This window comes from Psychrobacter sp. R86515 (genome assembly GCF_042466315.1).
In the GTDB taxonomy this organism is placed as follows: Bacteria; Pseudomonadota; Gammaproteobacteria; order Pseudomonadales; family Moraxellaceae; genus Psychrobacter.
Map to the genome: position 1 here is coordinate 3,035,263 of NZ_JAXHCC010000001.1, position 26,393 is coordinate 3,061,655.

A 26,393-nucleotide genomic window follows, 5' to 3' on the forward strand; every position below is an offset into this window, starting at 1 on the left:
TCCTTAAAAAGTAGTAATGAAGGTGTAATTAAGCAGTAGATAGTGACCAAATTTAAATAATTTATACATTAAAAAGATGCGTGATTGATGCCAAGTTCTATTTTTACCTTATCCCTATCAACGATAGTGCTTGCGCTCGGTCTGAGCGCCTGCCAGCAGACGAATACTAATGCGGCTAGTAGCAATACCGATAGCTGGTCATGTCAGACTGAAGACACGCCTTTTGCTTACAGTGTCTGCCGTGTGGATGCTACCGCGTTAGCGAGCGAGCGTTATTCATTACAACTGTTTTGGCAATCCTCTGATAACAATAAGCCTTTGCTAACCTTTGATGCGTTATTGGCCACATTACCAAACAATGAGAGTCTCAGCTTTGCGATGAATGCAGGCATGTATAATGAAAACTATGCGCCGATTGGCTATACAGTCATCGAAGGCAAAGAACTCAAATCGCTAAATACAAAAGAAGGTGGCGGTAATTTTCATCTATTACCTAATGGGGTTATGTGGTGGGACAAAGCTGGCACAGTGCAAATCACCGAAAGTAATGCGTTAAATGAGCAGCTAAACAATGGTGATGTGCAGCCTTGGTATGCGACGCAATCGGGTCCTATGCTGGTCATCAATGACGAGATACATCCACAGTTCAACCCTGACAGCAGCTCAATCAAACTGCGTAATGGTGCAGGCGTTTGCCGTGATGGCAGTATACAGCTCGTTAATAGCGATGAGCCTGTGACCTTTTATCAGTTTGCAGAACTATTTAAAGATGAGCTAGGTTGTTCAAACGCGCTGTTTTTGGATGGTGGTATTGCCTCAGCTTTATATGCGCCCAGTATCGATAAGCAGGATAAAAAAGAGATGGGTGTGATGATTGGATTGGTTGAAAATAAAGAGTAATGTGCCCTGATACTCTTTATTTTCAACTAAGATTAAAAAAGCACTTAGCGTGATTATTTCATGCTAAGTGCTTTTTTATAAACGTTTATTTTGAATATTGTAGTTAAAGAACTCTAAAATGGGTACAAGGCAGCCGACTGCAGATTGTACAAACAGTACATCTAAGGAGGATAACGCCGTAGCGGTTTAGTAGTTCACCGACTATATGTTAAAAACTAGCCACCCAAACTCATTTTGGGGCCAAACGGTTCGTAGTGAACGCTATCGACACCATGATCTAATGCTACCAAACCATCAATCATGCTCTCCATAAACGGCATCGAGCCGCACACATAGATATCAGCAGGCTTAGGCAAGCTAGCAAGCCACGTCTCATCTAATATTTGCCCAGACTCAAAGTAAAATATATGCTTTTCTACGTTCTCAGCCTTAGCAAGTAATGCCTCTACCTGATCAGAAAAAGCATGATGAGCGACATTTTGACAGGCGTAAACCCAGATAATAGGACGTTTAGGATTGGCTAATACTTGCGCCTCTAGCATAGACAGTACAGGCGTCACCCCGACTCCTGCACTCATCAATACTAACGGAATATCATTTTGCTGTACCAAATCTTGATTGAGCGCAAAGTCACCAGCTGGAGCCGATAATAAAACCGTGTCACCTACTTCTAATTGATCATGCATATAGTTAGAGACCAACCCATGATGCTCATTACGGTTGTCACGTCGAACAGCAAACTGAATGCCCGTATCGGTACTTGCAGAGTATAGAGAATAATGACGTAAGGCTATATGATCGCTGTCTTTTGGGTCTGTTTTCACCGTGATATATTGACCAGCGGTCAAGGTCAACTTGCTTAAATCAATCTCTTGAGCGTTTGCTAAATCATTGCCTTTATTGTTCTCACTCTTATCGACTGGTACCACGGTAAAGGCTACGATATCTGTAGCGACCGCTTCCTTTTTAATTACCTTAAACGGTGCAAACCCCTGCCACATCGCCTCTTTATACATACCATGTTCAATCTGGATAAATACTGAGGCAATTTCATCATAAGCTTCCGTCCAAGCAATAATGATGTCGTCAGTGGCTGCCTCTCCTAGCACTTCTTTTATCGCCACAATTAGATGTTTGCCGACGATAGGATAATGCTCAGGCAATATCTGTAACGCTCTATGCTTATGGCTAATCTGGGTAACCTGTGGCAATAGCGTAGCCAACTTGTCCAAGTGCTTGGCAGCGGCTAATACTGTCGTCGCTAGCGCCGTCTGCTGTCTTCCCAATTTTTGATTGGTTTCATTAAAAATATCTAACAGCTCAGGGTGCTCGTTAAACATGTTTCTATAAAATACGGTGGTAATCGCAACGCCATGCTCTTCGAGTACAGGAACAGTTGCGGTGACGATTTCTAACGTTTTTGGTGAGGCCATGTTGTTTCTCTTAGTCATTAACTTCATTGATAAATTGAGATGTTAAAAATAATCCGTCTAAACTGACAATAATGAGCAGACCTTTTTACAGTAGTCATCAAAATTGTTAGCCGACCAATTCAGAATATTTATAACATTCATTTAAAATGAATGTTAACACACTTTACTAGGCATACCAATATACAATCAATATCGAGCTTATTCGCATCGACAAAAAAACAGCCGCTATGTTGTCATAACGGCTGTTTTTACAAGGATTTAAGCTGCGTCAACAGGTCTTACTTATTCATCAATCGGGCTGAATATCAAAATCACCGTGCCATATACTGAGTCATTTCTTCAACACCATGTAGCGTCATCGGATACATTTTATTTTCAAACAGTTTTTTAATCTCAACGATGGTTTGTGTATATTGCCAATATGACGGGTTTTCAGGATTGAGCCAAGTTACTTTGTCAAAATGCTCAAGTACTCGCTTCAGCCATACGATGCCCGCTTCATTATTCATATACTCTACGCTACCACCGACTGTCATCAGCTCATAAGGTGACATCGATGCATCACCGACGAAGATAACACGATACTCTCGGCCATATTTATTGAGTAGCTCAAACGTTGGCATCGGTGCACTATGGCGACGATTGTTGTCCTTCCACACATAGTCATACAAGCAGTTATGAAAATAAAAGAACTCTAATGTTTTAAATTCATTTTTTGCCGCAGAAAACAGTTTTTCGAGCGCTTCGACATGGATGTCCATACTGCCACCCACATCAAACAGCATTAGCACTTTGACTCGGTTACGGCGCTCTGCTTGCATATGAATATCGAGCATACCCTTTTTAGCAGTACGCTTAATGGTCTCATGAATATCGAGCTCATCAGCACTACCGGTCCGTGCAAACTGACGCAGATTGCGTAGCGCCATTTGAATTTGGCGTGTACCGAGCTGATTATCATCATCGAGATTGCGATATTTGCGTTGCTCCCAGACTTTTGCCGCACTACGTTTGCGAGACTCGCCGCCGACACGCACGCCTTCTGGATGGTCACCATAGGCTCCAAACGGCGAAGTCCCGCCCGTTCCTACCCATTTACTACCACCTTGATGACGCTCTTTTTGCTCTTTTAACCGTTCCTCTAACGCCTTCATCAGTTCTTCAAGCGAGCCGTACTTTTTCAGTAATCGTCTTTGCTCTTCGGTCAGATTCTTTGGATCGAGCTTTAAATCTAGCCACTCTTTGGGCACGTCCGTTAGCTTGGCTAATAGCTCATCCATATCGAGACTATCGACACCTTCAAAATAATCCGCCATGGCTCGATCGAACTTATCAAAATGGCGCTCGTCTTTGACCATGCACAGTCGAATCAGCCGATACATATCTTCGCGGCTAGCAAAAGTAGTCAGTGCTGGATCTTCAGGATGCGACTGCATCATCAGCCCTTTATCTAACGCGGCATTGAGATCGAGCAGCTCGCGCGTACTGACTGGCACGCCGTAAGTACGCAAGGTATAGAATAATTTTATGAACATAATTATGCCTTTAGTGGAGAAGCATTATTTGACTCTTGAATTGAACTTATAAGCGATAAATTAGTAGTCCAAAAAGTATTACCCTCAACACTTTCAATCAGTGCCTCTAAATTCTCTTCATAACCGCTAAGAGGATTTTTATTAGTGTTATCGTTATCCATCATATTTGAAAGATACTGTTTATGTCCGTTTAGAATAATCACCAACTCCTCAAAAGATACTTTTAAGAAACCATCAATATATTCATGGTCAAACTCTAAAGTAGTGTCTACAATCCACGAATGAATACTAAATTGAGAACTATCGAGTCCTAAGCTAGGCAAAAAAACATCTCTAACATATTCAGACTTGCGTGATAATTGGTACGCAGCTTTTTTCAATACAAAATTTCTATACTCATATATCTCTTTAACGCTAATTTTTACATAAGTAGATTTAAGCTCAATAACTAAAATCTTATCTTCCGATACTACGATCGCATCTATTTCACCTACTCCAGACTCTGAAGGCTCATACTGACTGTAGACTCTGCCTTTACATTTAGCTAATAACCCAGCTAAATTTTGCTCCATTAAGTCTGTTTCAGATTTCAAACTGGCTCTGTTTTTATATAATTTTCTAAAAGTATTTATGGTGGCTGTATTGAAGTTCTTTTGAAAAGTCACCCATGGCAGTGAAAACATATAACCATCAAGCTTATAAAAAGATTTTTCCCCATAAGAAGAGCTTTTGCCTTCTCGCAAATCTTGCGACCAAAAATCCAAAATACGGCTCATCTCTCTCTTTTTTGAATTTCCGCTACCTTCTAATATCCAATCTGACATGCTAATAGCTTTATCTTTCATTTTTGCATGATTTAAAGGTATTCTATCTTTACCTTCAGAGAATCCTTTTATAGCTAACCTTTCCAATGCTATGAAAGGATGCATTTCGGCATTACGAGCCATATCTTTAAATGGTTGAACAAAATTATATTCAAAATGAGCCTGAATCATTAGCATAGTGAATATCAAAGTAGATAAATCATATACTTCGCCAAAGTCAGCTTTCTTAATTCCATACACTTCTTCTAACTGTAAAATAATACCTTGCGTTTTTGCTAAAGCTTCTAGATTTGCTTTGAAATTAACTCCTTTATCTAACTGAATAAGATAAGGGCTTTTTTCTAAAGAATTAAAACCTCTGTATAACCAATAAATAGATAAAATAGTTAGCTTATCTGAAAATAAATCAGGTTCTTTACTACTAGATTTAAGCTTTAGTTGATTATTATCTAAATGGTAATTTTTCTCTAAATCAAAACAATAAGAGTCTATAACTTGATCTCGATACAAATTAATCTCAATCTGACAAGCTACCATTCTTTTAAAACTATCATAACTATTTATAAGCTTATCATTTAAATTTTGACCTAATACAAAAGGCATCATAGTACCTTTAAAAATTAACGCTAATGTTTTTTCTGTGAATTCCTTTTTTTGAATGTTAGCACTAGTAATAATGTGATTGAACGCTTTCCATACATTTTCAACTGGTATATATTCTTCAACACCATATTGATAAGGGATTTTGGTATAAAGACTATCTATACTTTTTGGACTTAGTATCAAATACTCACAAGCATATAAACTGCTAAATATCATAGCAGTTACTTGGTCAAACTGTGTTTGATTCTTAAGCTCTTTATAAGCGTTACAACGTTCTTGATACTGTAGTTGTATGTATTCCACTGTAAGTAGAAAATCCTTGAACTCTAAAAAATCAACTTGATTGTTTATCTCTCTCAAAACTACCCAAGAACAATGGTCAGCGTTCGCAATGATGCCTGACTGACGTATTGCTTTGACTACACTGTTTCGATTGCGTTCTAATAACTTGATCACTATATCTTTATTAATTGATTTTGAACGAATATATTGACTTAGAGCAAGAATGAAATTCTCACTATTCATCTGCTCCGTTGTCACGTTTTCTATAAAGTTAGATGTCCAAAAGTCATTTAGCTTATCAGATACGCTATTAAACTTACCTGAAGTACTGCTTTTAAAAAGTGATACTTCAAGCGTCTTTAATAATGCTTCATCATTATTACTTCCTAAAAAGAAAGTGCTAAACTGTTTATCGAAATACAATGTACTCTTCCTTTTAACGACGCATCATATTGGCAAAACGCTGTAATAGACTCACATCGGCCTCGTTTTTGAGCAACGCACCGTATAGAGGTGGGATAGATTTCTCACCGCGCAGATTTTCTTCTAATTCGTCCTGAGCCATATCATCAGCAAGTAACAAGGTTAACCAATCGACCAACTCAGACGTTGATGGCGGCTTTTTAAGACCTTGAATACCACGCAGCTTATAGAAAATATCCAATGCATCATTGACCAGTTTTTCTTGAATATCTGGAAAATGCACTTCGATAATTTGGCGCATGGTTTCTTCTTCTGGGAAGTCAATATAATGGAAAAAGCAACGACGCAAAAACGCATCTGGCAGCTCTTTTTCATTGTTTGAGGTAATAATAACTACTGGACGCTGCGCCGCTGTTATAGTCTCGCCCGTCTCATAAACATAAAAAGACATCTTATCAAGCTCATGTAGCAAATCATTTGGGAACTCGATATCGGCTTTATCAATCTCATCAATCAGTAGTACGCTACGCTCTGTACTGGTAAAAGCGTCCCACAGCTTACCCGGCTTGATATAGTTGGCAATGTCATAGACCTTATCATCACCCAACTGTGAATCGCGCAGGCGCGATACTGCATCATACTCATACAGTCCTTGCTCCGCCTTAGTCGTCGATTTGACGTGCCAAGTAATCAGTGGCATGCCCAAACTCTCAGCAACTTCTTCGGCAAGCAACGTTTTACCTGTGCCAGGCTCACCTTTGATCAGTAATGGCTTTTGTAAGGTCATGGCGGCATTTACGGCCAGTTGCAAATCATCGGTAGCAATATAACTACTGGTACCAGTAAAGTTTTGCTTAGTATTGTCAGCTGTGGTCATAATCAGATCTCGATTGTTGTTATAGATGGATAGGTCTAAAACATAAATGAATAATAACGAATAAATTAGTAAAGAATAAATTAGTAAAGAATAAATTAGATTAGCACAGCCTGATGCATTGCCAAAATACTCATGCGTTCGCATTTATTAACAATTGTTATGTGCAATGTATAGTGAGCTATTATTTATATTCCTAATAAACAGTCGAGCACAAAAAAAAGACACGCAGCGGTGTCTTTTTATTCGGGTATCAAATAAATTCTAAAACAATAGTACTATCTTAATGCCTAGCCTATTTTTATTACTTGTCAGATGTATCGTTAGCCGTTTTCTTAGCCGATGTACTGTCTTTTTTTGAGCTCACGTTAGTCTCAGGCTGTTCGGTTACGGTAACGCCTTCTGGCAAATAGCTGCCTGTGGTCATTTGCAATGTGGCCTGTGTATCTTCTGCGCTGCGGCTACGGGCTTTGTCCAAACTTGATGCAAATGCGCTGCGTATCAACTGCCATACAAAACCAACAAACAACCCTGCGACCAGTATCACCAATATCGGCAGCATATTGGCAACCGCGCCTGCGTAATCTTTCATCATCACAGCATAGACGACGCTGATACTGGCTGGTGCAAGCTCGCTCGGATCGCCAAGCGCTGTACCTGGTGCTAGTAATACCGCAAACAGAACCATCCAGCTCATACCGCCCAATGGTTTTGGCAATACACGAGCAACGAGTATCCATAGCACTAGTACCAAAACAGCACCGCCCAGATAAGCATACATCGGCAAATCAGCGGGCGGGACATCCTTTACCATTTGGCCCCACCAAATGGCAATCTCACCGAGAATGTCACTGATAGACTCTAGCGGTAAGCTATGTAAGATATTTTTTAACCAGTCCATGCGTGTTTATTTACCTGCGTTTATCGCCGGTGACACAATCTGTGTCTAGCGGTATATGTGCGTTCTGTAGAACCAGAATGAGGCCAACTACATAATAAACTTATGCATTATGTAGGCTTATATGTACGTTGCGTAGGGTGTCAGTTTATCACGACTCTCTACTCAAATGCATGTGAGCAAATGTGTCGTAGGTTTTTATCAACGCTGTTTTCAAGGTAGCACACTGATATGTCCTACCACACTTACTTGCTGACAAATTTATTAATTGTAGATGCTGTCCTGCGATTCACGAGCACGCAGCTCTGCTTGGCGGCGCATCACGTCTTGCGGCGGCAACTGCACAAAGTAGCCTTGAGACTGCAGTTTTGCCAGTACTTCTTCTTTATCGACACGGGCGAGCTTATCCTTAGTCGCCAAATCCAAATGCATGACGAACTTACTACGGCCTAAACCTGCACGGAAATCTTTTGGTAATACACCAAGCCAGTCTTTGATTTCATCAGTATCATCAGGATAATCAGGACGCGCAATGTAGATATACATGTCGTCGTGTTTGGGAAATTTATAAATATCGCAATGCATAAAAACCACCTATCAGAAACTATGGGCGTAGGTTAGCATATTTCAGGCAAATACCAGTAGTCGCTTTGCGTTTTGCTATCGTAATTTTTGTCAAAACACACAGATAAAACGCTGATATGAGCGATAAAAATATCGTTGTAAAACATAACCTATTTAACAGACTGCCCTATTAAAACATCATTTTTGCCAAATTTATTTATTTTAATGGCTTTGATGACTTGTAAAAGCGCTTTGAACCTTTCATAATAAAAGCGTTTTTCAGGAGAGAGTTTATCAGCATCGTTTTTGTATTGAACCCTATTGGTTATACAACTATCGCAATTGCTAGATAACCACCGAAGGCGCATCCACCCTGCCAATCGCTCAGGTAAAAGGACTGAAAAACGCATGTCACTGTTGTTTGATAGTGTTTAGTAATATGACGCTCATAGCGCACTACCTTATCAAACCTAAGGCATAACAAATCTGGAGAGTGGTAAGCACGGACGACGTCTTACCCACCGAAGGGGAGAAAATACGCTATCATCGATGATAGGGCTCATATCACTGCCCAAAAATGATGATTCGTGTTGAAAATCTCAGGTCACAGGACAGATAGGGCTTTAGCTTAAACTGACGTATAGCGTCTGTTTGGCTTACGTCTTCATCTTTGCTTTCTGTATCACCCTTTGATGTGATATTTGCGCCTTGCAATATTGCTTCTCGCTACTTTTACGTTGCGCATCACTCCTTACTCTGCCGAGTACGACTGATGTACACATAAGGATTTGTTATGACTGATACCCATTCTCAAGACTCTAGCAGCAACCAAGCTCCTCAGCGCACCCCTTTTTACCAGTCTCATATTGATAGTGAGGGCAAACTGGTCGATTTTTCTGGTTGGGAATTGCCAATTCATTACGGTTCACAAATCGAAGAGCACGAAGCGGTACGTACAGATGCAGGTATGTTTGATGTCTCACATATGGTTGTGACTGATATCAAAGGCGCTGATACCAAAGCATGGCTACAAAAACTGCTCGCAAACGATGTCAATAAACTCACTACCGCTGGTAAAGCGCTGTACTCTGGCATGCTCAATGAGCAAGGCAGCGTCATTGATGATTTGATCGTCTACCTCATGAACGCAGAAGAAACTGAGTACCGTATCGTTTCTAACGCAGCCACTCGTGACAAGGATTTAGCACAATTTAATAAGGTCGCTGAAGGTTTCAATATTGAGATTACCGAGCGTCCTGAGCTTGCCATGCTCGCCGTCCAAGGTCCAAATGCTATTGCAAAACTGGCTCAAGCCAAACCAAGTTGGGCAGATACCTTAGCAGCACTAAAACCTTTCGTTGGTGCTGATTTGACCGATATCGAAGGCACCGATTGGTTTGTAGCTCGTACTGGCTATACTGGTGAAGATGGCGTTGAAGTCATTATGCATGCCGATGATGCCCATGCTTTCTTTGAGCAATTAAAAGCAAATGGCATCAAACCTGCCGGTCTTGGCGCACGCGATACCTTACGTATGGAAGCAGGCATGAACCTTTATGGCCATGACATGGACGAAACCATCAGCCCTTACGAGTGCAACATGGGCTGGACGCTTGCACTAAAAGACGACCGCGCCTTTGTCGGCCGTGAAGCATTGGTCAGCAAACGTAAGCAGTCAAAAGAAGACAACACTGCCATGAAACAAGTGGGTCTGCTATTGACCACGCGTGGCGTATTGCGTGAAGGCATGACAGTGACTATCAATCAAGGCACTGATAACGAGCAAACTGGCATTATCACCAGTGGTACATTCTCCCCTAGCCTAAAAAATTCAATCGCGATTGCTCGTGTGCCTGCCAGCTTATCAGACGATGACAGTGTACAAGTCGATCTACGCGGCAAAGGTAAGTTCGTCGATGTACGCGTATTAAAGCTACCTTTTGTCCGTAACGGCAAGCAACAGTTTGACTCTTAGGTCTTATAAATTCTATCATTAGAGCGCGTTGTCATTTTGCACGCGAGTATAAAAATGACGACACGCCTAGCCTCCATTATTTTTGTTAATTAACCTCTATCACTTAGGAGAGATACCATGAGCAACATCCCAGCAGAGCTAAAATATATTGCGAGTCACGAGTGGCTACGCCTAGAAGACGACGGTACGATCACTGTTGGTATCACTGACCATGCTCAAGATCTATTGGGTGATGTGGTATTCGTTGAGCTACCAGATGTGGGCGATATCATCGCTGTTGATGATGAAATCTCAGTTGTTGAATCAGTAAAAGCGGCTTCTGACGTTTATGCACCTATTTCAGGTGAAGTTATCGCTATCAACGAAGCACTAGAAGATGACCCTGAAATCATCAACTCTGACCCATACGGTGAAGGTTGGTTCTTCAGAATGAAGCCTGACAACATCGCTGATTACGAAGCACTAATGACTGCTGACGAGTACGAAAGCGACTTATAAGCTAAGCACGTAAGCTAAGCATGCTCTCGCAAGACATTAGCACTTGTAAGACTTTAGCTCGTACAAAGCACTAGCCCCGACTAAACATCATAGATACTGGCAACAGCTGGTATCTATACTCTCTATTTAAACTGTTTGAACAACCTTTCTCATTGAAAGTATTGGCTCATTGACCATGCTTGTTATTTGAAAGTAGCTTTATATATAGATCTCCAACAATCATTATCGTCCGATGTTATTGCTACCAAGCGTTATCTCATTGACTCGTATTGATCACCTATTCGAATCCCAATGAATACGTGCTATCAATAACGACGCAAACTGATAACCCAATTCTCAGCATGGATCCTAATATGAATGCCAACACCGATAATAAAGACCCCATCGCCACGCCAAACCATACGCCGCAGCTACAAGCCTTTCGCGATATCGTAGAGTCACGCCGTTCCGTGCGCCGTTTTACTGACACGCCCATCCCTGACGACGTATTGGCAGACTGTCTGCGTTTGGCCATGCTAGCGCCAAACTCTAGCAACCTACAGCCGTGGGAATTTTATGTTATCGATGATGCTGACAATCGCAAACGCGCTGTCAAAAACTGCATGAATCAAAACGCCGCAAAAACATCAGCCCGTTTGATTGCCATCGTTGCTCGTACTGATGTTTGGCATGATCACGCTCAGCAAGTATTGCGCGAATACCCTGATCAGCCAGTGCCAAAGAAAGTGAAAGACTACTACAACAAAGTCGTCACGATGGACTTCTTGCGCGGCCCAGCCAACGTGGTTTCGGCTGCGAAATGGGGTGCTACGCAAGTGGTCAGACGCGTAAAGGGCCCGATCAAATCGCCTTATTATACGTTTGAAGACACCAAAAACTGGGCAACCAATAACACCGCACTTGCCGCCGAAAACCTCATGCTAGCATTACGTGCTCATGGATTTGATAGCTGTGCTATGGGCGGCTTCGATGAGCCTGCTATGAAGCGATTACTAGGCCTAGGCGACGATCAGCATATCATTATGATGATTGGCGCAGGTGAACGTGCTGACAATGGCGTTTACAACACCCAGTTCCGTTTTGATCAAAAACAGTTTGTGCATTACGTATAACGTATCGCTCACACTATTCCCTTAATTGCTATTTTGTTTATTACTCCCTTAACCAAGGATTGTCATGACTATCTCTCAAAACCCATCATTTGATACCTTTCAAGGATTGTTCAACGAAGCTGAATTTGTCTATCGCCACTTAGGTTCAAATGAGACCAAGCAAGCTGACCTACTCAGCGCTGTTGGTTATAAAGATATGCAAAGCTTTATCAATGACACTGTGCCTGAGCCAGTACGTTTGCACAAAGAATTGGATTTGCCAGTAGCAATGAGTGAGCACGCTGCACTTGCCAAACTACGCACAATGGCAGACGACATCACTGTTAATAAGAGCTATATCGGTCAAGGCTACTCTCCAGTTCGTATGCCAGCTGTCATTCAGCGCAATGTGCTCGAAAATCCAGGTTGGTATACCGCTTATACGCCTTACCAAGCGGAAATCGCTCAAGGTCGTCTAGAAGCATTGCTGAACTTCCAACAAGTATGTATCGATTTAACTGGTCTTGAGCTGGCTGGTGCGTCATTGCTTGATGAAGCGACCGCAGCGGCAGAAGCGATGGCGATGTCAAAGCGCGTAAGCAAAAGTAAATCAACACAGTATTTCGTCGATGAGCGCGTCTATCCACAAACGCTAGATGTTATTAATACTCGCGCTAAATACTTCGGTTGGGAAGTCGTTGTTGGTGATTTTGAAACCGCTAAATTTGGCGACTATTTTGGTGCACTATTCCAGTATGTTGGTGCTGAAGGTGACGTTAAAGACTTAACAGACGTCATCAGTGCAGTAAAAGAAAACAAGACTTACGTCAGTGTCGTCAGTGACATCATGAGCTTGGTACTATTGAAATCACCAGCTGACATGGGTGCTGACGTAGCGCTAGGTAGCACGCAGCGTTTTGGTATTCCAATGGGCTTTGGTGGCCCACATGCCGCTTATTTTGCATTCTCTGACAAAGCCAAACGTTCAGCACCTGGTCGTATCATCGGCGTATCAAAAGACGCTCAAGGCAATACTGCATTACGTATGGCTCTACAAACGCGTGAACAGCATATCCGCCGCGAAAAAGCCAACTCAAACATCTGTACCTCACAAGTATTGCTGGCCAACCTCGCTGGTATGTACGCTGTGTATCATGGCCCAGGCGGCGTGAACCGTATTGCTACTCGTATTCATGCGTTTGCCACTGCGTTTGCTGATGCTATCACAGAATCTAACGACAGCAGCTTGAGCGTGGTACATGATCAATTCTTCGATACAGTCGTGGTTGATTGTGGTTCAGAGAAGCTTGCTACTCAAATTTTCAAAAATGCAGACAACGTTGGCTATAACTTATGGCGTCTAAACGACACCAAATTGAGCGTTGCCTTTAGTGAAACCAGCGATCAGCAAGACTTCAACACCTTGACTCAGCTATTCGTCAACAAGTCACACGATCTACCTGAAACAGCTCGCGTCTCTCTAGATAGCGCACACCTGCGTACCGATGATATCTTGACTCATCCAGTATTCAACTCGCATCATACCGAGCATGAAATGCTACGCTACCTAAAGTCGCTTGAAGACAAAGATTTGGCGATGAACCGCAGCATGATTTCACTGGGTAGCTGTACCATGAAGCTAAACGCCACCAGTGAAATGCTACCGATTACTTGGCCTGAGTTTGCCAACGTGCATCCCTTTGCACCGCGTGACCAAGTCACTGGCTATATCGCAATGATCGATAGCTTGCAAGATCAATTAAAAGCCATTACTGGTTTTGATGATGTCTCTATGCAGCCAAACTCTGGTGCTTCTGGTGAATATGCTGGTCTGTTAGCGATTCGCCGTTATCATGAGTCACTAGGCGAAACCAATCGCGATGTTTGCCTGATTCCTATGTCGGCGCACGGTACCAACCCTGCTACTGCCATGATGATGGGTATGCAAGTGGTCGTGGTCAAAACTGATGAAAACGGCAACGTTGATATCGACGACTTAACCGCCAAATGTGAAGAATACAGCGATCGCCTAGGTGCGCTAATGATCACTTATCCATCGACGCACGGTGTATTCGAAGAAGGCATCCGTCATATCTGTGATTTGACCCATAAACATGGCGGTCAGGTCTATATGGACGGCGCGAACATGAATGCTCAGGTAGGCATGATGCAGCCTGCAGACGTTGGTGCTGATGTACTACACATGAACCTGCACAAAACCTTCTGTATCCCGCATGGCGGCGGTGGTCCAGGCATGGGCCCTATCGGTATGAAAGCGCATTTGGCAACATTTATGGCCAACCATACCTTGAGCCCTGTACACAATGCACAAAAAGACTGCTCAGCAGTATCAGCAGCACCTTACGGTTCAGCGAGCATCTTGCCTATTTCGTGGATGTATATTGCTATGATGGGCCGTGATGGTCTATTAAAAGCAACGGAGCTGGCATTACTGAACGCCAACTACGTCGCTGCTGAATTAAAAGGTCACTACCCTGTCCTATATGCTGGCAAAAACGGCCGCGTAGCTCACGAATGTATCATCGATATTCGTCCGTTAAAAGAAGAAACTGGCATCACGGAAAGCGATATCGCTAAGCGCTTGATGGATTATGGTTTCCATTCACCGACGATGAGCTTCCCAGTCGCTGGCACTCTTATGATTGAGCCAACAGAGTCTGAGTCAAAAGAAGAGTTGGATCGCTTTATCAGTGCGCTAAAATCTATCAAAGCTGAAGCCATGAAAGCCAAAGCTGGTGAAGATAACTGGACGCTAGAAGACAACCCATTAGTCAATGCACCGCATACGGCTGCTATGATTACTGGCGAAGAGTGGACGCATCCTTACAGCCGTGAGACTGCTGCATTCCCACTGCCGTACATTCGTGCAAACAAGTTCTGGCCAAGTGTCGCGCGTGTCGATGATGCATATGGTGATAAGAACCTAATGTGCTCTTGCCCAAGTATCGAAAACTATATGTAATTATTATTTTTGATAACAGCTCGTTTATTGTCAAAAAACCTCCAAGTCAGCAGCTGACTTGGAGGTTTTTATTTTGCTAACTTTTTATCTACTACGTTAGCAGGTAATATTATAAATAAAATAAACGATAAAAACTCAATGCAGTAAAAGCTTATATTGATAATAAGCTATTTATCTTAAATTTCTGAAGCAATCATTTGGATACTGTTATGCAACATAAAGCGCCTAAACAAAAAACTCGCGTCATTCTAATTCATGGGTTGCATCAAACCCCATGGATCATGCGGCCATTAGCCAGGCGCCTGCAAGCAGCAGGATTTGATACCCATCAGTATGGCTACCGTAGTATGCGTGATGGTATCAAAACCAATAGCGCTCGCCTAAATAGCTGGCTAGAAACAAATCATCACCCAGATCAACCTATAGATTTGGTCGGGCATAGTTTAGGTGGCTTAATCATTCGTGATTTTGTCGCTCAGTATCCAAAATGGAAAATTGGACGTTGCGTGACTCTAGGGACACCGCATATAGGCAGTGTTTGTGCAGATTATATCTGGCGACTGACTCCTGCTGTCGTAGGTCTTTCATATGTCGACGCCCTCGACGGCACAGTCGCGCCATTGCCCAAACACGTAACGTTAGGCGTTATCGCTGGCAACCGTCCTTATGGTCTAGGTCAGTTATTTTTGCAATATCATAATCGCAAACTGCGTAAATCTGACAAGCCACCCCTTAACGAGCAGCTTGCACATGACGGGACAGTATATATAGAAGAGACGAAAATAGAGTCTGCAGCTGATCATATCGTCATGCCAGTCTCACATACTGGCATGCTAGTGAACCCAGAGGTCGCCGAGCAGACTCAATACTTTTTAGAGCATGGACGATTTAAACGCTAAGAACTGTATGAATAAGAGCTGTATGAATACTTGAGTGTCAGTTTGCAGTCTTGTCGAACGCTGCCTTATCGAACGATTCCTTATTGAACACGGATACCCATGCCCTGCTGTAGTTCTGTTTTATGCTTTTTAATGACTGGAATTAAGGTTTTAATGACCCAGTCGTTACGCCAACCTTTTAGCCCTTGCGGTAGTTCGCTCACATCTTTAGCAAGAGCAACCACTTCATATAATTGTCCTAGCCATTTTTTACGCATCAATACACTGGCAGGTATACCGATATCGCGCGCATGCTCATCAATTGCTTGCTGCACTGCTTTTGATAATACTTTATTTTTTGAGCGATATGGTGGCACTAGACAGTCTGGATGCTCTGTAGGCGGTAGACTTTTGGCATCTCTGATTACTTTCAGCAGCTCTTCGCCATATAGTCGCAGCATACTACGGTGCATGGTCGTTTTGTGTGCCAGCTCGCGCATACTGTTTGGTTTTTCAGTGACAATTTCACGTACTGCTTGTTTTTTTATCACAAAGGTGCGGGGTTGATTGGTCGCACGAGCCAGCTCTTCTCTCCACGTAGCCACCCCTTTGAGTATCGCCATTTGCTGCGAGTTATAGCGATAATCTGCCATCGTGAGATACATCGCTTCATCTTCGACGTGCTGCGTGTCATACAAATCACTGGCATAGAGCTGACAGTCGGCCCAAACATAATCATATAACCCTTGCGCCTTAAGCGCATGCTCGATACTGAGATACAGTGCTGGCAAATAACGCACATCGTCGATGGCATATTGCTCTTGCTCATCTGTCAACGGGCGCTGGAGCCAATCAGACTGACTATGTTCTTTATCAATATGCATATCTAGCTGATCAGCCAGTGCCTGCTGATACCCCATTTGCAATTGACCCGTCAGATAAGACAATGCAATTTGCGTATCAAAAATATTGGTCAACGGTGGACAGCCAGACAATAGATAAAAAATACCCAAATCTTCGCCGCAGGCATGCCAGATAGCCACATCTACTTTGCGTAGCGCTTCCCAAAGATCAGCCAGTTGCAACTGTGGTGCATCCAGCAAATAAACATGATCGCCAGTATTCAGCTGCACGAGTGCCAAGCGCGGATAATAAGTATCACGCTTAATAAACTCAGTGTCTAAGGCCACGCGTCCACAAGTTGCTAAGGCATCAATAACTTCATCTAAATCGCCTTGCTTACGTACCCAAGTAATAGCAACGTCATCGGCAATATCCAACAGTGCATCAATATCTAGCACCTCAGCATCTGGAGTGTTAGACACTGACTCAGATGAAGCGGCTGCTGACATTGGCTCAGTATTAGCGGCTTCTTGTAATGAGCCATCATTGATATCAGCAGCATTTGATTGAGCTGAGACGTTTGAAACGTTATTGGACACGGGCAGATACCTGCATTAATAGGAGAAAATAAAACGCTAAACCGCGCCTTAATAAAATTAAAAGATAAACGATAATAAAGTAATTATAGCAATTCCAAGAAATGAATTGGGTAAGACTTTGAAGCAATCAAAACATTATAAAAAAGAACGATTTTGCATGGCTTGACCAAGCGTCATACTATCCAAATACTCAAGCTCGCCGCCCATCGGGACACCTTGTGCTAAACGCGTCACTTTATTGACATGACGACTGACAGCCTCACTGATAAAGTGCGCCGTAGTCTGACCTTCGACAGTCGTACCTGTTGCCAGTATTAGCTCTTCGACAGGTTCTTGCTTCACTCGCCATACTAGCTGATCAATATTTAAATCATCGGCGCTGACACCATCAATTGGCGATAGATGCCCGCCCAACACAAAATAACGACCACGGTAACCAGCTGTCTGTTCAATCGCCATCACATCTGCTGCTGTCTCGACCACGCATAGCAGACTGTCATCACGTCTAACATCTTGGCAAAGCGGACATACAGCCTCATCACTAAAACTATGGCAACGCTGACATTCAACAATATCACGCATGGCTTCATCTAGTGCTTGGGCGAGCGCCATGCCTTGTGGGCGTTTTTTACTGAGCAGATGTAAGGCCATTCGTTGGGCACTTTTTTGACCGACGCCTGGCAATATACGCAGCTGTTTGACCAGCTGATCAAATTTGGCTGTAAGCAAAGTAGCTTCCTTTAGTTGACTTTATCTAACTGAATTTATAAATCGTAGCTATAAAAATGGGGTCGTATCGTATCGATAACAACCCCATTTTTATCTTTAGTATGAAGTATTTAATGCTTAAAACATGCCTTGCATACCTGGTGGCAGACCCATGCCTGAAGTCGCGCCAGCCATCGTTTCTTCATACAGTGCATCTGCTTGACGAACCGCATCATTGATAGCAGCAGCGATAAGATCTTCAATCATATCTGGCTCATCTTCTAACAGACTTGGATCAATAGTCAAACGCTTAACCACATGACGACCAGTCATCGTTACTTTAACTAGGCCACTGCCCGCTTCTGCTTGCACTTCTTTGTTAGCAAGTTCTTTCTTAGCGTTTTCAACGTTCGCTTCTACTTTCTTTTGCATCGTTTGTGCTTGTTGCATCAATGCTTGAATGTTCATAGTTGCCTCTTTTGTTATTTATGGTTTGTATTTTATGCTAGTGCGTATAGTAATGAATAATTAATAACGTAAAGTTAATGCAATGCGTTAGTGCAGATTATACCGTTATCTTTACAAACTGTCTAAACCACGTGCCAAGTCTTTGATAATATCTTCCACATCTTCCAAACCTACTGACAGACGAATCAGACCGTCTTTAACGCCAGCTTCGGCACGAGCCTCAGCAGTTAAGCGGAAATGCGTCGTGGTTGCAGGATGAGTAATCGTGGTTTTGGCATCGCCCAAGTTATTGGTGATAGAGACCATTTGGGTTGAATCAATCACATGCCACGCCGCTTCTTTGGTATCACGGCTATCAGATGCCTTGACTTCAAAACCCATAATAGCACCGTAACCGTCCTTCATATGATGCTGACGTGTGACAAGTTCGTGCGCAGAATGGTCACTCAAGCCTGAGAAATGCACAGTACTGACATTAGGATGATTGACCAAAAATTCTGCCACTTGATTGGCATTTTGGCAATGCGCTTGCATACGCAATTTGAGCGTCTCAAGCCCCTTAGTAAATACCCAAGCATTGAACGGACTCATGCTGATACCGCCTGAGCGCACTACGGTAAACGCTTCTTGCATCAGTTTATCACTGCCGACCAACGCACCGCCTAACACGCGACCCTGACCATCTAAATATTTGGTCGCAGAGTGAATGACCACATCCGCACCCAAATCTAACGGGCGCTGCAATGCTGGCGTTGCAAAGCAGTTATCAACGACGAGTAATATGTCGTTGGCTTTACATAGCTGACTCAAATAACCGATATCGCAAATCTGTGCCAATGGATTACTTGGGCTTTCGCAATAAATCACCTTGGTATTTGGTTGAACCGCATTGGCCCATGCCTCATTGTCGAAGCAATCAACGTAGCTGACTTCAACACCAAACTTGGCCATATAATTATTAAATAGGCCGATAGATGAGCCAAATAACTGGTTGGCCGCTAGCAAATGGTCGCCCGCTTTTAGATATGCCAAGCACATGGTCAAAATAGCGCCCATACCAGAGGCCGTTGCAACCGCGCGTTCACCGTTTTCTAGTGCAGCCAAGCGACGCTCAAAAGTACGTACACTTGGATTGGTATGACGAGAGTAGACATTGCCTGTTTTTGTACCGTCAAAATGAGCAGCAGCATCAGCGGCTGAACGATAAACATAAGAGCTGGTGGTAAAAATAGGTTCTGAATGCTCGCCTTCGTCCGTACGGTGTTGACCTGCCCGCACTGCGATGGTCTGCATGCCATAATCAAGCCCTAAATCTAAGGCATCGTTGCGCCAGTTTGGATCTAACTTGTTCAAACTGCTCTCATCATGGTTTTGCGACTGACTCATAAACGTTCCGTTACTTTGGTTGGTATTTTATTGGTTAATACTTTATTGGTTGGTCTTTTAATTGAAATAAAATGACTGCTTATTCTTCTGATTATCGACCGAATTCATCAGCGTTATCATATCATGTCGACTTATTCCGCACAGCTGGTTTCAAATGGCCACTAAATATTATTTTCGAATACTAAAGACGTATCAATTTTAATGCTTAAAATCTACCACATATATAATTAAACACTACTTAAAAAACAATGATTTTGTGCGCTAAATCTAACAAAAATAACGTATTTATAATAGGCAGATATCACAACAGCTGCTAAGCTTAGCGACGATTTAGATTTTGCCACGCATAATACAACAACAGTTTGGTAATTCATCTAACAAGAGTGTTTCAAGCACTCAGAATCATTATTTATCAGTACACTTAGGCTCATTAAGGTAAATTCGTTATGTCGATGTTCAGTATAGAACCAAGCAGCTTATCGTTGAGCCTAACCCTAGGACTGACTTTAGGGCTTAGTGCTTGCCAGAGTTTGCCAAAGCAGCCACATTTACCGGAAAGCCAAGCACTATCAGCACGTGTAGAGGCGCTATATTCAGATAAGCAAACGACGCAAGGTGAGACGATTAAGACCAGCAGCACTGATTTGGTCTCTGCTATTAGTGCGCAGAACGATATTCATCCTGACTTATCTGGTTATCATCCGATCGTGACCGGAGCGAATGCTTTTGCTGCTCGTAGCATCTTGACAGATATGGCCACGCGCAATATTGATGCGCAGTACTATATTTGGCATAACGATCAGGCTGGGCAGCTTCTGTTAAAAGACTTATGGGACGCAGCTGAACGCGGCGTAATCGTGCGCTTACTGCTAGATGATTTTAATAATAGTGCCAAGTTCGACCAGCATTTATTACGTTTTGCCAGTCATCCCAATATCGCGGTGCGTATTATCAATCCTTTGATGCATCGTAAGTTTCCGACGTTGAACTATGTGACTGGTTTGCCACGTATCAATCGCCGCATGCACAATAAGAGCATGACCTTTGATAAGCAGATTACTATCATCGGTGGGCGTAATATCGGCAACGAATACCTTAGTAATGATCAAAGCAGCCAATTTGCAGATTTGGATGTCTTACTTATTGGTAAAGTCGTCGCAGATATTGATAACAGTTTTTATGACTATTGGTCATCGCCTTTATCATTTGATATCGAGACCTTAGCAAAATTTGATGATGACGTTACGCCTGATTTTTTAAAGGCCTTAGATAAGCTCGGTCTGGATGAAGAAAACAACGAAGGCAGCAGCTTGACGGTTTATAAGGCTGCGATCAAAGACTCTACGATTGATAGTGACTTGATTAATAAGCGTGTGCCTTTCCGTTGGACCGACATGCAGTTCTTAAGTGATGATGTGGGCAAACTAAGTAAAACAGTTCCTGCCGATACCAACCTGGTTCATCAGCTGCGTAACTTGCTTGGTAGCCCAACCAAGAAATTGACGATTATTTCTTCTTATTTTGTACCGACCAAAGATGGCGTCGATACGTTGGTTAAACTGGCTGAAGCTGGTGTCGATATTAAGATATTAACCAACTCATTTGATGCGACCGATGTGACTGCCGTTCATTCTGGTTATAGCCAGTGGCGACCTCGCCTGCTTCGTTCAGGCGTCAAAATATATGAGCTTAAATCGACCGCTGCTGAAGAAAAACGTGATAACAAACTGTGGCGAGCACGTAGTCAATCTTCAACCAGTTTGCACGCAAAAACATTCGCAGTAGATGATTATCAAGTCTTTATCGGTTCATACAACGTTGACCCACGCTCTGCCAATATCAATACCGAAATGGGTGTAATCATTAATGATGATGAACTAGCAAGGCAGCTGCATGGTGCTTTGAGCGACGACCTATTAAATCAAGCGTATGAAGTCAAGCTACTAGAAAATGGCAACCTGCAATGGCACACCATGGAGAAAGGCGAAAAAGTAGTCTATGACTCCGAGCCACGAGTAGACATGGGTGACCATGTTTGGCTAACCATTATGTCTTGGTTGCCCATTGACTGGCTGTTGTAAATACATAACTTATTAATTTCGACAGTTCTAGACCACTAGAATATTTAGTTTTGCGACTCAGTTGTATTAAGTAAACAAAGTACCATTCAAACACTTTTATTTTAAACACCCAACTTATTGTTTCGGCAAATCATCTTTTATATATCTTGATTTGCCGTTTTTACCATGGCCGGTTATCCAAACGATGATCGTCTTAATGACCACTTTACTCTGTGGATATGTGATCTATTATGCCGTCTCGTTCTCAATACGCCCTAATGTCTACTAAAGACAAAAACATAGTGATGTTCATTAGCTTCATCAGCGCTGTGATATTTTTTGATTTTTTGATTTACTTGTATATCTCAGATATTGTTTCAGCGGCGATTTTTCCTGCTAATGCTGACCCTAGAGTTGCTAAACTGCAAGGAATGGGGCTTTTTGTTATCGGTTATTTAGCACGTCCAATCGGAGGTGTTCTCATCGGTCGTTATGGTGATATAAAAGGTAGAAAACCCGTTTTATTGCTAAGTATAATAGTTACCGCATGTAGTCTCCTAGCAATGGCATTTTTGCCCACTTATGCACAATGGGGCATCTTTGCACCTGCTTTATTCATTTTGTTAAGAATCATACAGGGTATGGCATACGGACTTTATGTTCCCTTATCTTGGGTATTTGTGGCAGAGCATGTGCCCAGACAGTATTTATCTGTGGCTTGTAGCTACGTGACTGCCAGCTTCTTTGTAGGTGTGCTATTTTCAAATGCATTTTTTATGTGGCTCTCTAGCTTTATGACCACAGCCGAGTTAACCGAGTATGGATGGCGCTTGCCATTTTTAGTGGCCGCTGTACTAAGTGCTTTGCCGTTATTGGTGTGGCGATTGGTTGGAGAGACGCCTTTCTTCTTGGCACTCGTAAAACCGACGAAGACAGGTAAAAATGCAGGCAAGCCGCTTACGTTGCTTTTTAAACACTGCAAACATTCTCTTTTTATCGGTATGGTGCTGACGTTAGTAATCTCTAGTATTTCTACTGTCATCATTTTGCTCTTACCAGACTTGATAGAGATAAACTTTTCGTTGGACAGTGATTTGTTCGGATTTTCCCATAGCTTGGGCATCATATTTATAATTTTTGGCTGTATATTCTATGGGATGATTTCTAATCACGAGAATTTTGGTAAAGTGTTGGCAATCGGTTCAATTTTACTAATTGCCCAAATGCTGGCGTTCTTTTACCATTTACAGGCGGGCGGTGATTATATATTAATTATGTATGCGATTTTGGGCTTCTGTGCTGGCGTGATTGGTATGGTCCCTGCTATCCTTGTAGAGCTGTTTCCGACCAATGTACGTCTGACTGGCGTTGCCTTTTGCAACAATGTCACACAGGGTATCGTGGGTGTACTGATACCTTTTGGTCTTGGATACGCCACGACTCTAATCAGCTTTTCACCAGCACTGTACATTGCCTTTATTGGCTTTATCGGTATTATCATGGGGCTTTATTTTTATAATTTGCCCGAGTTGAAAAAGATTGACCACGTTATTGTATAAGTAAATAGTTAATCGCCGCTTAGCATAACGCTTGAAGCTCTGGAAACGCTTGAAATTAAGGTGCAATGGGTTGTCTCATCCATTGCACCTTCTCCATTTATTTAAGACACAAATATTAAGGCTTAATCATCATGGTTGATATGACCAACAAACGCCTCTCAGTTGCGCCAATGATCGACTGGACTACGACAGATTATCGTTATTTTGCGCGATTATTTAATCCACATACTTATCTTTATACCGAGATGATCAGTACTGGTGCATTGATTCATGGCAATCGAGCACGGCATTTGCGCTTCGATACACTTGAACACCCTCTTGTATTGCAGCTCGGCGGAGCAGACATCAGTGAGATGACACAATGCGCAGAGTTTGCTCAGCAGTATGGCTATGATGAAGTCAATATCAACGTCGGTTGTCCCTCAGATCGCGTACAGCACAATAAGATAGGTGCCTGTTTGATGGCAGAACCTCAGACCGTTGCTGATTTGGTCAAGCACATGCAAGCTGCAGTCGATATCCCAGTGACGGTCAAACATCGTATTGGTATCGATGACTTTGATAGTTATGAGTTTATGGTGGACTTTGTGCAGACAGTGGCAGCAGCAGGTTGTACCCGCTTTATCGTACATGCGCGTACGGCATGGTTGCAGGGTCTCAGCCCTAAGCAAAACCGCGAGATACCACCGCTGCGTTACGATGATGTGTACCGTCTAAAGCAGGACTTTCCTGAGCTAGATATTGAAATCAATGGTGGTATCGATACAATTGAGGACATCCGAACGCACCTACAGCATATCGATGGCGTGATGATTGGTCGGGCGTTTTATCACAACCCGTATCTATTAGCAGAGGCCAATAGCTTATGGGATGAGGCAACTCCTGAGACAATACCTAAGCGCTCAGAGATTTTAGCGCAGCTATATCCCTATCTCGAAGAACAAATTGCAAAAGGCGAAGCGTTGCCAACGATGACACGGCATTATTTGGGACTCTTCCAAGGTCTGATGGGCGCGCGTAAATGGCGTCAAGCATTGAGCGGCAAACCTCAGCTTACGATTGATGATATTAAGCGAGCGGCCGATGAAGTGCTATCGTTAAATCCTGATGCATAATCCTAACGCGTAGCCAAATTTTCATATCTAACTGTCTCGATAGAATTCGCATGCCAGCCATCGTGGTGGTCAGCATTTTATCTATGCCGCTTGCGCAATATACTGCCACATCGCTGCACCATTATTGACAATGTGCAGTACGATTGGCAGTAATAGCGAGCCTGACTTAATCCGTGCATAGCAAAATATCAATGCCAACACTACGATGGTACTAATCTCATAGATACCATACTGCACATGGATAACAGCGAATATCAAACTTGTCACAATGCTGGCGACAATCGCCCCATGATTCGCTGAATATGAAGGTGCTGTGAACTGTTCTACGATGGCTGACCACAATATACCACGAAAGATAACCTCTTCATAAATTGGTGCGATGACGACCATAGCAAAGACCAATAGCCAAACCGAACTGACTGACTGATAAAGAGGGTCAACAAACACCAGTGGCGCCATATCAAGTACATACGTCAATGCCTGACTGGCAATCATAAATATCAGTAGTAGCCCAAGCATCCCTATACCCACCGACTGTGAGAACGGCTTTAGTGCTAAATATTGACGCAGACTGCCACCTTTCAAACGAATGATAAGCACGCTAATTGCCACTAGCAATACACAGCCGATAAGTATAGACAGGCTCACGACTGTTCCATCATTACTACCAAAATAGAATATCCGCCCTATCGATGTCCTTTCATCGGCAGGTAATACCAGCTTGCCAGCGACATAAACACCTACCAACTGACTGATAAAAAATGCAAGCACCATTCCTACTGTTAGCACGAATGTACCCACGCGCGAAAATAGCGGCAGAGACTTAGGTGAGACAGTCGTACTAGATGGCACAGTTAGGTTTTTTGGCATAAAGATATCACTTAAAAATACTCTGGCAGCTCATATCCATTACAAACATGACTAATGATATGTCGCGTTTATGTGGACAGTTGCTGCTTAATCAATCCTAGCACCTGCATTGAGACAGACTCTGGATGCTCAAGTGGGAACATATGCCCTCCTTCATGAGTTTCATAAGGAATACCCAAGCGCGATTTTATCTGCTGCGGAAAGCGACGTTTCAAAAAAATACTGTCTTGACCAATGATTAAAGTTACAGGTACTTTGGGGCCACGATTCGGTGCCAGCCAATACCAAGATGGATTGGTACGGAACACAGCGACTTCGCTGGCTTTAGGGATAGCCAATGTCACTTTGCCATCAGCACGCTCATGCAAGCCATGATCGATATACCCTTGAAAGCTACGCTCATCAAAATTCTTAAAAAACCCTTTATGTCGCATTTTCTCATATGCTTCATCCCGGCTATCCCACACATCACGGCGATGCTTGGACACGCCAGCCGGTGATAGTTTGTCCATCAGACGATTATTCATAAGCGGCAACCTGTCTGCTGTCTTTGCCAAATGCCATAACAAGCTGACTTTGCCATAAATCCAAGGCGGATCCATAAGTACTGCTTGTGCAAATAATTCAGGCTGACGATACGTGGCCTGCAACGTACACATAGCCCCAAGCGAATGCCCCACTCCTACTACCTGTGCAACGTCATGCTTTTCGCAGGTACTGTTTACGCTATCAATGATTTGCTGCGTCAGACTGCGCCAATGATCATCTACTGGATAATCAGGCGTATCGCCCAACATCGCAATATATTCAATCGTAAAAAACTCTGATAAACCTTCAAAAAACGGCTCATATACCGCGCTTGGCATTCCATTAGCATGAGCAAAATGCAGCACAGGTTTATTGGTTATTTTAGAGATAGGTAGTTTAGCAAAGGACTGCAAATTTATTTCATCACTCATGACAGACTCTCGTGGGATCGTTTATGTTATATATTATTTTAATGATAGAACCTTGTACCATTATC

At 42.8% G+C, this 26,393-nt stretch carries 21 protein-coding genes and 2 riboswitches; of the genes, 9 read left to right on the top strand and 12 right to left on the bottom strand.

The genetic code is table 11. The features are described from left to right. Window positions 1-87: 87 nt before the first annotated feature. Window positions 88-900, top strand: a complete 813-nt coding sequence (locus SJY28_RS12415) for a phosphodiester glycosidase family protein (RefSeq protein WP_379544684.1) — start codon at window positions 88-90, stop codon at window positions 898-900. Between the two features lie 215 nt (window positions 901-1,115). On the opposite strand, the gene SJY28_RS12420 is transcribed toward SJY28_RS12415, so the two are convergent. The 6 genes from SJY28_RS12420 to SJY28_RS12445 form a co-directional block, all read right to left on the bottom strand. Next, entirely contained in the window at window positions 1,116-2,333 is a 1,218-nt protein-coding gene (locus SJY28_RS12420) for a globin domain-containing protein (RefSeq protein WP_379544686.1), read from the bottom strand. A gap of 311 nt (window positions 2,334-2,644) precedes the next feature. Beyond that, entirely contained in the window at window positions 2,645-3,868 is a 1,224-nt protein-coding gene (locus SJY28_RS12425; protein WP_379544687.1) for a VWA domain-containing protein, read from the bottom strand. A 2-nt stretch (window positions 3,869-3,870) separates the two neighbouring features. After that, complete coding sequence (locus tag SJY28_RS12430) at window positions 3,871-6,000, bottom strand: nuclease-related domain-containing protein (protein ID WP_379544688.1); 2,130 nt, start codon at window positions 5,998-6,000, stop codon at window positions 3,871-3,873. Between the two features lie 13 nt (window positions 6,001-6,013). After that, entirely contained in the window at window positions 6,014-6,877 is an 864-nt protein-coding gene (locus SJY28_RS12435; RefSeq protein ID WP_057760758.1) for a MoxR family ATPase, read from the bottom strand. Window positions 6,878-7,178: 301 nt separating this feature from the next. After that, window positions 7,179-7,775, bottom strand: coding sequence for a hypothetical protein (locus SJY28_RS12440; protein ID WP_379544689.1), 597 nt, complete (start codon window positions 7,773-7,775; stop codon window positions 7,179-7,181). 261 nt (window positions 7,776-8,036) lie between these two features. Beyond that, window positions 8,037-8,357: a YcgL domain-containing protein gene (locus SJY28_RS12445; protein ID WP_102092317.1), complete on the bottom strand. Its 321-nt coding sequence runs from the start codon at window positions 8,355-8,357 to the stop codon at window positions 8,037-8,039. Between the two features lie 249 nt (window positions 8,358-8,606). Then, a riboswitch (glycine riboswitch) is annotated at window positions 8,607-8,746 on the top strand. A gap of 66 nt (window positions 8,747-8,812) precedes the next feature. Next, window positions 8,813-8,961: riboswitch (glycine riboswitch) on the top strand. Between the two features lie 168 nt (window positions 8,962-9,129). On the opposite strand from SJY28_RS12445, the gene gcvT reads away from it, so the two are divergent. The 5 genes from gcvT to SJY28_RS12470 all read left to right on the top strand — a co-directional run bounded on the left by gcvT (window position 9,130) and on the right by SJY28_RS12470 (window position 15,782). Continuing rightward, the gene (gene gcvT, locus SJY28_RS12450; protein WP_379544691.1) at window positions 9,130-10,311 is read left to right on the top strand and encodes a glycine cleavage system aminomethyltransferase GcvT; all 1,182 of its coding nucleotides are present in this window, start codon (window positions 9,130-9,132) and stop codon (window positions 10,309-10,311) included. Between the two features lie 117 nt (window positions 10,312-10,428). After that, window positions 10,429-10,809 carry a glycine cleavage system protein GcvH gene (gene gcvH / locus SJY28_RS12455; protein WP_057760766.1) on the top strand — a complete coding sequence of 127 codons (381 nt, stop codon included), beginning with the start codon at window positions 10,429-10,431 and terminating at the stop codon, window positions 10,807-10,809. 353 nt (window positions 10,810-11,162) lie between these two features. Further along, on the top strand, window positions 11,163-11,921 hold the full coding sequence (locus SJY28_RS12460; protein ID WP_201547807.1) for a nitroreductase family protein: 759 nt from the start codon (window positions 11,163-11,165) through the stop codon (window positions 11,919-11,921). 64 nt (window positions 11,922-11,985) lie between these two features. Beyond that, the gene (gene gcvP, locus SJY28_RS12465) at window positions 11,986-14,883 is read left to right on the top strand and encodes an aminomethyl-transferring glycine dehydrogenase (protein ID WP_379544692.1); all 2,898 of its coding nucleotides are present in this window, start codon (window positions 11,986-11,988) and stop codon (window positions 14,881-14,883) included. 209 nt (window positions 14,884-15,092) lie between these two features. After that, on the top strand, window positions 15,093-15,782 hold the full coding sequence (locus SJY28_RS12470) for an esterase/lipase family protein (RefSeq protein ID WP_379544693.1): 690 nt from the start codon (window positions 15,093-15,095) through the stop codon (window positions 15,780-15,782). Between the two features lie 80 nt (window positions 15,783-15,862). Here SJY28_RS12470 and SJY28_RS12475 read toward each other — a convergent pair whose 3' ends face one another. The 4 genes from SJY28_RS12475 to SJY28_RS12490 form a co-directional block, all read right to left on the bottom strand. After that, entirely contained in the window at window positions 15,863-17,203 is a 1,341-nt protein-coding gene (locus SJY28_RS12475) for a ribonuclease D (RefSeq protein ID WP_379544694.1), read from the bottom strand. A 135-nt stretch (window positions 17,204-17,338) separates the two neighbouring features. Continuing rightward, entirely contained in the window at window positions 17,339-17,932 is a 594-nt protein-coding gene (recR, locus tag SJY28_RS12480; protein ID WP_057760773.1) for a recombination mediator RecR, read from the bottom strand. 117 nt (window positions 17,933-18,049) lie between these two features. Next, entirely contained in the window at window positions 18,050-18,379 is a 330-nt protein-coding gene (locus tag SJY28_RS12485) for a YbaB/EbfC family nucleoid-associated protein (RefSeq protein WP_045445429.1), read from the bottom strand. Window positions 18,380-18,490: 111 nt separating this feature from the next. After that, a complete protein-coding gene (locus SJY28_RS12490; RefSeq protein ID WP_379544695.1) occupies window positions 18,491-19,765 on the bottom strand; it encodes an O-succinylhomoserine sulfhydrylase in 1,275 nt (424 codons plus the stop codon). A gap of 446 nt (window positions 19,766-20,211) precedes the next feature. Between SJY28_RS12490 and SJY28_RS12495 the strand changes: the two genes are divergently transcribed. The 3 genes from SJY28_RS12495 (at window position 20,212) to dusA (ending at window position 24,499) form a co-directional block, all read left to right on the top strand. Continuing rightward, window positions 20,212-21,846, top strand: coding sequence for a phospholipase D family protein (locus tag SJY28_RS12495; RefSeq protein ID WP_379544696.1), 1,635 nt, complete (start codon window positions 20,212-20,214; stop codon window positions 21,844-21,846). A 230-nt stretch (window positions 21,847-22,076) separates the two neighbouring features. Next, on the top strand, window positions 22,077-23,384 hold the full coding sequence (locus SJY28_RS12500) for an MFS transporter (protein WP_379544698.1): 1,308 nt from the start codon (window positions 22,077-22,079) through the stop codon (window positions 23,382-23,384). 131 nt (window positions 23,385-23,515) lie between these two features. Continuing rightward, window positions 23,516-24,499 carry a tRNA dihydrouridine(20/20a) synthase DusA gene (gene dusA, locus SJY28_RS12505; protein ID WP_379544700.1) on the top strand — a complete coding sequence of 328 codons (984 nt, stop codon included), beginning with the start codon at window positions 23,516-23,518 and terminating at the stop codon, window positions 24,497-24,499. An 81-nt stretch (window positions 24,500-24,580) separates the two neighbouring features. Here dusA and SJY28_RS12510 read toward each other — a convergent pair whose 3' ends face one another. After that, entirely contained in the window at window positions 24,581-25,369 is a 789-nt protein-coding gene (locus SJY28_RS12510) for a CPBP family intramembrane glutamic endopeptidase (RefSeq protein ID WP_379544702.1), read from the bottom strand. A gap of 68 nt (window positions 25,370-25,437) precedes the next feature. After that, complete coding sequence (locus SJY28_RS12515) at window positions 25,438-26,328, bottom strand: alpha/beta fold hydrolase (protein ID WP_379544704.1); 891 nt, start codon at window positions 26,326-26,328, stop codon at window positions 25,438-25,440. Window positions 26,329-26,393 lie beyond the last annotated feature (65 nt).